This window comes from Streptomyces sp. NPDC058157 (assembly GCF_042884105.1).
In the GTDB taxonomy this organism is placed as follows: domain Bacteria; phylum Actinomycetota; class Actinomycetes; order Streptomycetales; family Streptomycetaceae; genus Streptomyces.
In genome coordinates this window covers 1-8723 of the sequence record NZ_JBHVUQ010000253.1, presented here as the reverse complement: position 1 = coordinate 8723, position 8723 = coordinate 1, and the positions used below count along the sequence as shown (strand labels likewise).

Here is an 8723-nt window from a genome sequence, read left to right as displayed (position 1 = left end):
CCGGGCCACCGGTCGCCGGGCAGGCCGGCCACCCACGCGCGCAGCCGGTCCGCCGCCGCCCCGTCCACCCCGCCGGCGGCGGCGACGGCCGCGCCGAGGGTGCGCGCGGGGCGGGCCTCCTCCACCGCCCGCAGGGCGGCGCCCGCCACGGGGGCGGCGGCGCCGCCGCGGGGTGAGGCGAGGGCGGCGCGCACCACCTGGGAGACCGGACTGCTGTGCGAGTAGCTCATGGACGCCATGCTAGGGAGCGGGTCTGACAACTCCCCGGCCCCGCCCCCGCGTCCGCCGCGCGGCCGGTGTCAGCGGCGCTGCGGGCAGGTCTTCCAGCTGAAGTGGTACTTGGTGTTGATGCTGCCGTCGGTGGAGTCCATGGTGAGGAAGCTGGTGTCCTTCGCCGGGTCGGAGGTGCCGGCCTGGGTGAGCAGCTCGGTGTTGATGTTCAGGTTCCGCTTGCCCCCGCAGGGGTGGAAGACGAGGGCCTCGACGGGGACGCTGTCGGAGACCTGCCAGCCGTCCTGGAGCGGGCCGCGCAGGGTGTGGCTGCGGGTGGCGGTCTGGGACATGCCCTGGAAGTAGTAGCTGGCCTTCTGGGTGGCGGTGGCGCCCTGGTGCAGGCTGGCGAAGCCGCGGTAGTCGGCCTGGGCGATGGCGAAGGTGTACCCCTGCGGGACGTTGAGGCTGAGTCCCAGCTGGCAGTTCTTGCGGAAGGCGGTCGGATCGGCGCCGGGGCCGACCTGGGCGAGGTACTCGCTGTACGTCACGGTGAAGGCCGTGTTGTCCGGTGCGACGGCCACGGCGGCGCTGCCGGGGCGGCAGCCCGAGCCGTTGACCTGGACCACGTCGATGGTGATCTGCTCAGGCGGTGCGAAGGACGCCTGCCGGAACGACGCCTGCCCGGAGGGCGCGCCGCCGAAGGACGCGCCGCCGCCGGTCGTGGCTCCCGCCGAGGGGGTGAGGGCGGCGGCGGCGAGCGCGGCGGCCGCGCCGGCGGTGAACACCGTTCTGAACATGTGGGGGGGTCCTTCCGATCGCTGCGGTGCGTGATCGGCTCGAACCGTTCCACACTCCCCCGGCCCGGCCGGGCAGGCGCGGCAGGCACCACCCCGGGGGCGGGGCCCCGGCCACCCGTCCGGGGGAACCGGCCGGCACCGGGCCCCCGAAGCGCGGGTATGAGCCGACGGCTGCGGCGTTTTGGCTCACAAGTGGCGGCCGTCGCGGCCCCGCGGCGGCAGACTGGGCGGGTCGGCGCCCCCACCGGGAGGAACTGCCCGTGCCCGTCCCGATCATCATCGACTGCGACCCCGGACACGACGACGCCCTGGCGATCATGCTGGCGGCGGCGGATCCCGCGGTCGACCTGCTCGCCATCACCACGGTCGCCGGGAACCAGACCCTGGAGAAGACCACCCTCAACGCCCGCCGCGTGTGCACCGTCGCCGGGATCACGGACGTGCCGATCGCCGCGGGCTGCGCCCGGCCGCTGCTCCAGCCGCTGGCGGTCGCCGACGACGTGCACGGCGCGTCCGGGCTGGACGGGCCGCGGTTCCCGGAGCCCTCGGTGGACGTGGTGCCCGAGCACGCCGTGGAGCTGATCCACCGGATCCTGAGCGAGCACCCCGAGCCGGTGACGCTGGTGCCCACGGCTCCGCTGACCAACATCGCGCTGCTGCTGACCCGTTACCCCGATTCGGCCGCCCGGATCCGCGAGATCGTGCTGATGGGCGGATCCACGGAGCGCGGGAACCGCACGCCCGCCGCCGAGTTCAACGTGTACACCGACCCGGAGGCCGCCGACATCGTCCTGCGCAGCGGGGTACCGGTGACCATGTGCGGCCTGAACGTCACCCACCAGGCCCTGGCCACCCCGGACGTCGTGGCCCGCTTCGAGGCACTGGGAACGGAACTGGGCGACGTCTGCGCCGAGTTGCTGACCTTCTTCGCCGCCGCCTACCGACGCCTGTGGGGCATGCCCCACCCTCCGCTGCACGATCCCGTCGCGGTGGCCCGGGTGATCGACCCGGCGATCGTGGAGTGCGTGGACGCGAACGTGGCCGTGGAACTGCGGGGCACGCACACGCGCGGGGCCACCGTGGTGGACCCGCACGGCTACCTCGGCCGGCCGGCGAACGCGCGGGTCGCCGTCACCCTGGACCGGCACGCGTTCTGGGACCGCATGGTCGGCGCCGTGGCCACCCTCGGCGCCCGCACCCCGTGAGGCGGGACGGGGCGCTAGCCCGCGACCGGGTACATCAGTCCCCGGCGCCCCTGCGGTGAGGTCAGCCACTCCAGCTTCTCGGCGGTCTCCGTGCCCGGCATCGGGGTGTGCAGCACGATCGCCAGGTCGGGGCGGGCCGGGATGCGCAGCTGGGTCGACTCCACGTACAGGGTGCCGACGACCGGGTGCTCCATCTGCTTGCGGAGCTGGCCGCCGGGGCGGATGTCCTGGCGCTCCCACAACTGCGCGAACCGGGGGCTGAGTTCCCTCGCCTGCTCCAGCACCGCCTGGAAGCCCTCGTCCTCGGGGTGTTCGGAGCAGGCCGCCCGGAACTGGGCGACGACCTCCACCGCGAGCTCCTCCCAGTGCGGGGAGCGGGACATGTAGACGGGGTCGGTGAAGAAGGCGATCAGGCAGTTCTGCACGATCTCCGGGCGCATGCCGAGGACCAGCGCGGCCGCGTCGTTGTACAGGACGGTGTTCCAGTAGGTGTCCATGATGTGCGCGGGGAAGGGCATCCAGGCGTCGATCAGGCGCTGCAGGCCCTGGCACATGTCCCGGTCGCCGGGGGCGACTTCGAGGGCGGGCGGGTTGAGCCCGGCGAGCACGTACAGGTGCCGGCGTTCGGCGCTGGTCAGGCGCAGGACGCGGCTCACCGCGTCGAGGACCTGGCCGGACACCGTGATGTCGCGGCCCTGTTCGAGCCACTGGTACCAGGAGACCCCGACGCCGGCGAGGACGGCGACCTCCTCGCGGCGCAGGCCCGGGGTGCGGCGGCGGGCTCCGCCGTCCGGGAGGCCCGCCTGCGCCGGGGAGATCCTGGCCCGCCTGCTCATCAGGAACTCCCGCAGTTCCGTGCGTCGGTTGCGGTCGATCGGTGTGGCCACGGATTCCCCCTGTCCGGCTGCCTGGTGGTGCCACCAACAGGATAAGTTCCCACTCTTCACGATCGTCGCGGGGCCGCGAGGGTGGTGGTCATGACGACAGACACCCGGACCCCCGTGTTCACCGGGCCGCGTACGGCGGCCCCCGAGGAAGGCCGGCTCTCCGGCCGGGCACGGCTGGTCCTCTTCGTGCTCTGCGCCGCCCAGTTCATGGTGGCGCTCGACTTCTCCGTCCTGAACGTCGCCCTGCCGGTGCTGGGCGAGGACCTGGACCTGAGTCCGTCCGCCCTCCAGTGGGCGGTGACCGCGTTCAGCCTGCCGTCCGGCGGGTTCCTGCTCCTCTTCAGCCGGATCGGCGACCTGTTCGGCCGCAAGAAGCTGTTCCTGGCCGGGCTCGCGGTCTTCGGCGCGGCCTCGCTCCTCGCCACCCTCGCCTGGAACCCGGCCGCCTTCCTGACCGGGCGCGCCCTCCAGGGCCTGGGGGCGGCCGCCGTGGTACCGGCCGGCATGTCGCTGCTGACCACGACGTTCCCCGAGGGCCCGCTGCGCGACCGGGCGCTCGGCATCTCGGGCACCCTGCTGTCCCTCGGCTTCACGGTCGGCATGGTCCTCGGCGGTGTGATGACCGACACCCTCGGCTGGCGCTCGACCATGGGGCTGCTCGCGCTCGCCGCGCTCGTCGTCCTGGTCCTGGCCCCCGGGCTGCTGGCCGAGTCCCGCACCCCTGAGCGGCCGCGCCTGGACGTGCCGGGCGCCGTGACGGTCACGGCGGGGCTGCTCGCGCTGATCTACGCCCTGTCGACGGCGGCCGACCGCGGGTTCGGCGGTACGGACGTGCGGGCTTCCCTGGTGGCCGGGCTGGTGCTGCTGGCCGCGTTCGTGGTGGTGGAGGCGAAGGCGGCCGCTCCGCTGGTGTCGCTGCCGATGCTGCGGCGGCGCACCGTGGCCTGGGGCAACGTGGGCGGGCTGGTGACGTTCTCGATGATGTCGACGGTCGTCTTCGTGCTGACCCTGTACCTGCAGGAGACGCTGGGGCTGTCCTCCTTCCTGACCGGTCTGGTCTTCGGCGTGCAGGGCGTCGCCTCGGCGCTCGCCGGTTCGGTGGCCCCCCGGTTCATCGGCCGGTTCGGCGCCCGCCGCACCCTGGTCGGTTCGCTGGCCGGGCAGGGGCTGTTCACGGGGGCGCTGCTGGCGGTGGGCGCGGACTCGGGCGCGCTGGTGGCGACCGTGGCCGTGTCGCTGGCCAGCATGTGCCACCTGGGCGCGATCATCTCGTACGGGCTGACGGTGACGAGCGGGGTGCCCGACGGGGAGCAGGGTCTGGCCACGGGTCTGGTCACCACCACCCAGCAGGTGGGCCTCACCGTCGGGATCCCGTTGCTGGGCGTCCTGGCCACGACCGGGACCTCCCTGTTCGGCGGGGTGCGCACGGTCCTGGCGGTGGACGCGGCCCTGGTGGTCGGCGCGGCCCTGCTGGTGGCCGTCGGTCTCGGGCGGCGCGAGGCCTGATCCCGAGCCGTACGAGCGGGGCCCGGTCCGGAGGTTCCGGCCCGGGCCCGCTCGGCTTTCCGCGCGCCGTCCGGCGGGGCGGAAGGCCCTCGGCTAGAAGGTGGGCGAGAGGACGGTGGTCTCCAGTCCGGTGCGGCCGGACGGTTCGGGACACCGCGGCGGGGCGGGGCGCGGGTCGAACGCGGGCCGGGCCGGGGTGGGTTGGGTGCTGCCCGCGACGATCAGGGCGAGTAAGACCGCGGCCGCCTCGCTCTGCAGGATCCGGGCGGCCTGCTTGAGCCGGGCCGGGTCGGGGACGGGGATGGACAGGGCCACGCACTCGGCGTTGGGGCCGGCCGTGATCGGTACGGCCGCGCAGACCGTGCCCACCGCGTACTCCTGGAGGTCGAGCAGGGGGGTGTTGGGGCGGCGGGTGTCGAGCTGGTGGAAGAGGGCCTCCTGGCTGGTGACGGTGTGGGAGGTGAGGCGGGACATCTCGTGCCGGGCGAGGTGGTCCTTGCGGTCGTCGTAGTCGAGCTGGGTCAGCAGGGCCTTGCCGACGGCGGACGCGTGGGCGGCCTCACGGAAGTCGACCCACTCGTGGACGGCGGGGGCGCTGGGGCCGTCGGCGTACTGGGTGATGGAGACCTCGCCGTCGGTGTAGCGGGCCACGTACACGGCCGCGCCGACGGCGTCCCGTACCCAGGCCAGTGTCTCGCGCAGGTGTCCCCGGCCCTCCCCGCCGGCCGCGTCGGCCAGCAGCAGGGCGTGGCCGGCGATGTAGGCGTCCGGTCCGGTGGGGGTGGCGAGGTTGGCCCGGACGAGCTGCTCCGTGGCCCGGGCGAGGGCCAGTTGGGGCAGTTTCGTCTCGCGGGCGATCTGGGTGAGGCTGACGCCGCCCGAGTAGCGGTTGACGACTTCCAGCACGCGCAGGGCCTGGTGGACGTAGGCCAGCGCGGCGGGGGCCGGCTGCCCTTCGGGGGACTTGCGGGCGGCGTGGGTCAACTGCGGTTGCTTCAGGGCGTCCAGGGCCCACGCGTTCGCCTCGTCCGTCAGGTGCGCGGGGTTGAGGCGGGCGTGCCGGGCGACGGCCACGGCGACGGGCGGGCTGGGTGTGATGATGTCGCCCAGGTCCGGGTGCTCCTTGCGGGGGCGGGCCGCGACGGCCTGGCGCAGCCGCGCGGGCAGCCGGTACGGGGGGCGTTCGGTCCGGCCGGGGCCGGCGGCGAGGGTGGTGAGGTCCTGGGTGCTGATCGGCGGCGAGGTCCAGATGACCGAGGCGCCGAGGGTCTCCTCCAGGTTGTCGGGGACGGGGGGCAGCGGCGGCAGGTGGTCCTCCACGGGCAGGACGCGGGCCTGCTGCTTCCAGTGGCGGGCCGTGCGGACCTCGGCACGGGCCAGGTGGTGGAGGTAGAGGCACTGGGCGGCGGTGCGCGAGCCGGCTCCGGCGGCGTACTGGAACCAGAACTGCGCGGCCTCCAGCCGGTCCGTCAGGTGCAGCAGGCAGCCGAACAGCAGGGCCGAGTCCACGCCGTGGGGCCAGGAGCGGGCGTGCAGGGCGAGTTCCGCGAAGTCCCGGCTCTCGGCCAGGGACCAGGTCAGGTCGTCCAGGCAGCGTGCGGCCCGTACGTGGCAGGCGGCGTCGAGCACCAGGTCGTCCCAGGCGTTCGCGGCGGTCCGTCCCCGGCCTTGGTCGGTTCCGGCGGTGCCGATCGCCGAGCGGGCCCGGTCGGCCGCGATGCGGCGGGCGACGCGGCGCCGGGCGGCTCCTTCGTCGTATCCGGCGTACTCCTCGGCGAGCACCGCCGCGTTCTCCAGGGCCGCGTCCAGTTCGCGCAGCGGCATGTCACGGTCAGCGGGCATGTCGCTCACTGGTCCTTCTCCTCTCCGGGGATCCAGTCCACCCCGAGCTTGCGGGACAGGGTTCGGCGTGCGCCGCGGACGTGCGACCGGACGGTCGCGGGGGAGATCCCCATCATCCGGGCGACCGTGTCGGAGTCGTTGCCCAGCAGGAAGGCCAGCAGCACCACGTCGTACTGCCGCTCGGACAGTTCGGCGATCGCCGCGTACAGGCCGAGCTTCGACTCCAGCAGTTCGAGCCGCTCCCTGGAGGAGCGGCGCAGTGCCGAGAACCATGCCGTTTCCACCATGGCGACCTGGCGGCCGAGGGCGGCCAGGCGCCGTTCCACGTGTTCGCGCAGCACCGCCCACGCGAAGCCGTGGAGGCTCGCTTCCTTCAGCGCCTGGCGCCACACCTTCAGCAGGAAGGTGAACACGTCGTCGACGACTTCCTCGGCGTCCTTGGCGTTGCCCAGTTGCAGGTGGGCGTAGCGCAGGTACGCGCGGTGCTGCTGGGAGTGGAACGCGGTGAACTCCACGGGGAGCACTCCCGCCAGTTCACTGGAGACCGTCTGGTCCCCCGATGGGTCGAACTCTCCTTCGCTCATGCGTTCCCCCGTCGTTGCTCGTCGCCGCCGGTGCGGGCGGTGGGCAGCCGCGGGTGCGCGGGCACCCCGGTCGAATCGTCCGAGAGGGGTGCTCTCGGGTCGTTCTGGACCGCGGTGGCGTCTATCAGCACGAGGGTGACGGTCTGGGCAGCGTTCACTTCTGCGTGGAACCTTCCGAGTGGCTTGTGAGTAGCGGGCCGCCTGCCCCCGTGTCCGGCAGCCGTGGAGCGACAAGCTCCCCCCATCACCACCCCATCGGAAAAGGCGCCCGATCGTGCAAGCCGGGTCCGGATTTCTTCCGGAAGAGTCGCATCCGCCCTTGCGCACGCCCCCCGTACAGCGGCGCACGCCCCACCTTCGGGCGAAGGCGGGGCGTGCGTTGACGGACGGACGGGTGCGCGGCGGCCGGGGCGGCTCAGTCCTGGGCGCGGGCGGTGACGGGTGCGTCGGTCCGGTCGCCGAGGAACTCGTACCAGCGGCGTTGCAGGCACAGGTAGCGGGTGTCGGCCTCGGCGAGGTCCAGGAAGGCGCCGACGGTCGAGGCCAGCCGCTCCCCCAGGCCCCGGTCGGCGAGGGCGCCGTCCTCGGTGAACTCCTGGTGGGCCGCGGCGAGGCTGAACATGTCGGGGTAGACCCGCGCGCCGAGGTGCTCGAGCGGGACGCGCAGCGCCCACAGGCCGCGGTTGCCGCCCACCATCGACGGGGAGGCGGAGACGAGCAGGACCTGCTTGTCCTTGAAGGGCTGGGGCCGCACGCGGGAGACCCAGTCGATGGCGTTCTTGACCGGGCCGGGGACGGAGGCGTTGTACTCGGGCGAGGAGATGACCACGGCCTGGGCGGCCTCGATCCGCTCGCGCAGGGCCAGCGCGCCCGCCGGCACGCCCTCGTCGGCCTCCACGTCCCCGTCGTACAGCGGCATCGGGAAGTCCCCGAGCAGCGAGGGCTCGGCGGTGGCCCCGGTGCGCTCGACCAGGCCGGCGACGAGTGCCGCGAGGCGGGCGTTGACGGAGCCGGTGCGGGAGGACCCGGAGAGCACGAACACGTGCATGGAGGCGCGGGCGGCGGCGTGGCCGTCCTGCGGGCGGGCCGGGTCCGCGGGGAAGTGGGCCTGGTCGTTCGAGGTCACGGCTGTCTCCCTTGCCGGTGGGCGCCCCCGGCGCCGGGGGCGGGGGTTCCCAGCGGACTGTACGGGCGGCCGGGCGGCGCCGACCGGGTCCGCGCGCGGGTCCGGCCGTACGTCACCCGGCTGCGCGGTACGCCGCGCCGTCGGGCGGCGCCCGCTCCCGGGTCCTGGGGTCCCGGGAGCGGGCGGGTCAGGCCGCTACCACCAGATGACCACGTAGCCGTCGCCGCCGCCGTGTCCCGGGTGGCCGGGGCCGCGGCCCGCGGTGCCGCCGCCACCGGTGCCGCCGTCGCCGCCCGTGGCGGTCAGCGGGGGGAGTCCGACGATCCCGTCGGGGACGGTGGTGGCGCCGGTGAGGCCCGGGCCGCCGTTGCCTCCGGGCAGGTTCACCCCGCCCGTGGAGCAGCTGCCGGTGCCTCCCGTACCGGGGGTGCCAGGCGCTCCGACGGCCGAGGGGGTGGCTCCGCCCCCGCCGCCGCCCCCGCCGCCACCGCCCGCGGTGAGCAGCGTGGTGTTGGTCGCCGGCGGGGTGCCCCGGCTGGCGGAGCCGCTGGTTCACGCCGTTC

At 74.3% G+C, this 8723-nt stretch carries 9 protein-coding genes and 1 pseudogene; 2 read left to right on the top strand and 8 right to left on the bottom strand.

Going from position 1 to position 8723, the window contains the following annotated elements:
* Together ACFVXK_RS34495 and ACFVXK_RS34490 are read right to left on the bottom strand one after the other, a co-directional pair.
* Positions 1-230: hypothetical protein (locus ACFVXK_RS34495; RefSeq protein WP_389619937.1), on the bottom strand; the 230-nt coding region annotated here is incomplete at its 3' end.
* Positions 231-299: 69 nt separating this feature from the next.
* On the bottom strand, positions 300-1010 hold the full coding sequence (locus tag ACFVXK_RS34490; protein WP_389619934.1) for a DUF4360 domain-containing protein: 711 nt from the start codon (positions 1008-1010) through the stop codon (positions 300-302).
* Positions 1011-1270: 260 nt separating this feature from the next.
* Here ACFVXK_RS34490 and ACFVXK_RS34485 point away from each other — a divergent pair, with 260 nt between their 5' ends.
* Positions 1271-2215, top strand: coding sequence for a nucleoside hydrolase (locus tag ACFVXK_RS34485; RefSeq protein WP_389619931.1), 945 nt, complete (start codon positions 1271-1273; stop codon positions 2213-2215).
* Positions 2216-2229: 14 nt separating this feature from the next.
* Here ACFVXK_RS34485 and ACFVXK_RS34480 read toward each other — a convergent pair whose 3' ends face one another.
* Entirely contained in the window at positions 2230-3051 is an 822-nt protein-coding gene (locus tag ACFVXK_RS34480) for a helix-turn-helix transcriptional regulator (RefSeq protein WP_389619942.1), read from the bottom strand.
* A gap of 141 nt (positions 3052-3192) precedes the next feature.
* On the opposite strand from ACFVXK_RS34480, the gene ACFVXK_RS34475 reads away from it, so the two are divergent.
* Entirely contained in the window at positions 3193-4608 is a 1416-nt protein-coding gene (locus tag ACFVXK_RS34475; protein WP_389619928.1) for an MFS transporter, read from the top strand.
* 216 nt (positions 4609-4824) lie between these two features.
* On the opposite strand, the pseudogene ACFVXK_RS34470 reads toward ACFVXK_RS34475, so the two are convergent.
* From ACFVXK_RS34470 to ACFVXK_RS34450, 5 genes and pseudogenes are all read right to left on the bottom strand, one after another.
* Positions 4825-5592 (bottom strand): annotated as a pseudogene (locus ACFVXK_RS34470) (IclR family transcriptional regulator); the annotation flags it as partial.
* Positions 5593-6455: 863 nt separating this feature from the next.
* On the bottom strand, positions 6456-7034 hold the full coding sequence (locus ACFVXK_RS34465) for an RNA polymerase sigma factor (protein WP_045952010.1): 579 nt from the start codon (positions 7032-7034) through the stop codon (positions 6456-6458).
* Complete coding sequence (locus ACFVXK_RS34460; protein ID WP_389619925.1) at positions 7031-7192, bottom strand: hypothetical protein; 162 nt, start codon at positions 7190-7192, stop codon at positions 7031-7033. Before ACFVXK_RS34460 ends, ACFVXK_RS34465 begins: the two co-directional genes overlap by 4 nt.
* Positions 7193-7449: 257 nt before the next feature.
* Positions 7450-8082: an NADPH-dependent FMN reductase gene (locus ACFVXK_RS34455; RefSeq protein WP_389619940.1), complete on the bottom strand. Its 633-nt coding sequence runs from the start codon at positions 8080-8082 to the stop codon at positions 7450-7452.
* 273 nt (positions 8083-8355) lie between these two features.
* Entirely contained in the window at positions 8356-8547 is a 192-nt protein-coding gene (locus tag ACFVXK_RS34450) for a hypothetical protein (RefSeq protein ID WP_389619922.1), read from the bottom strand.
* Positions 8548-8723: the final 176 nt, after the last annotated feature.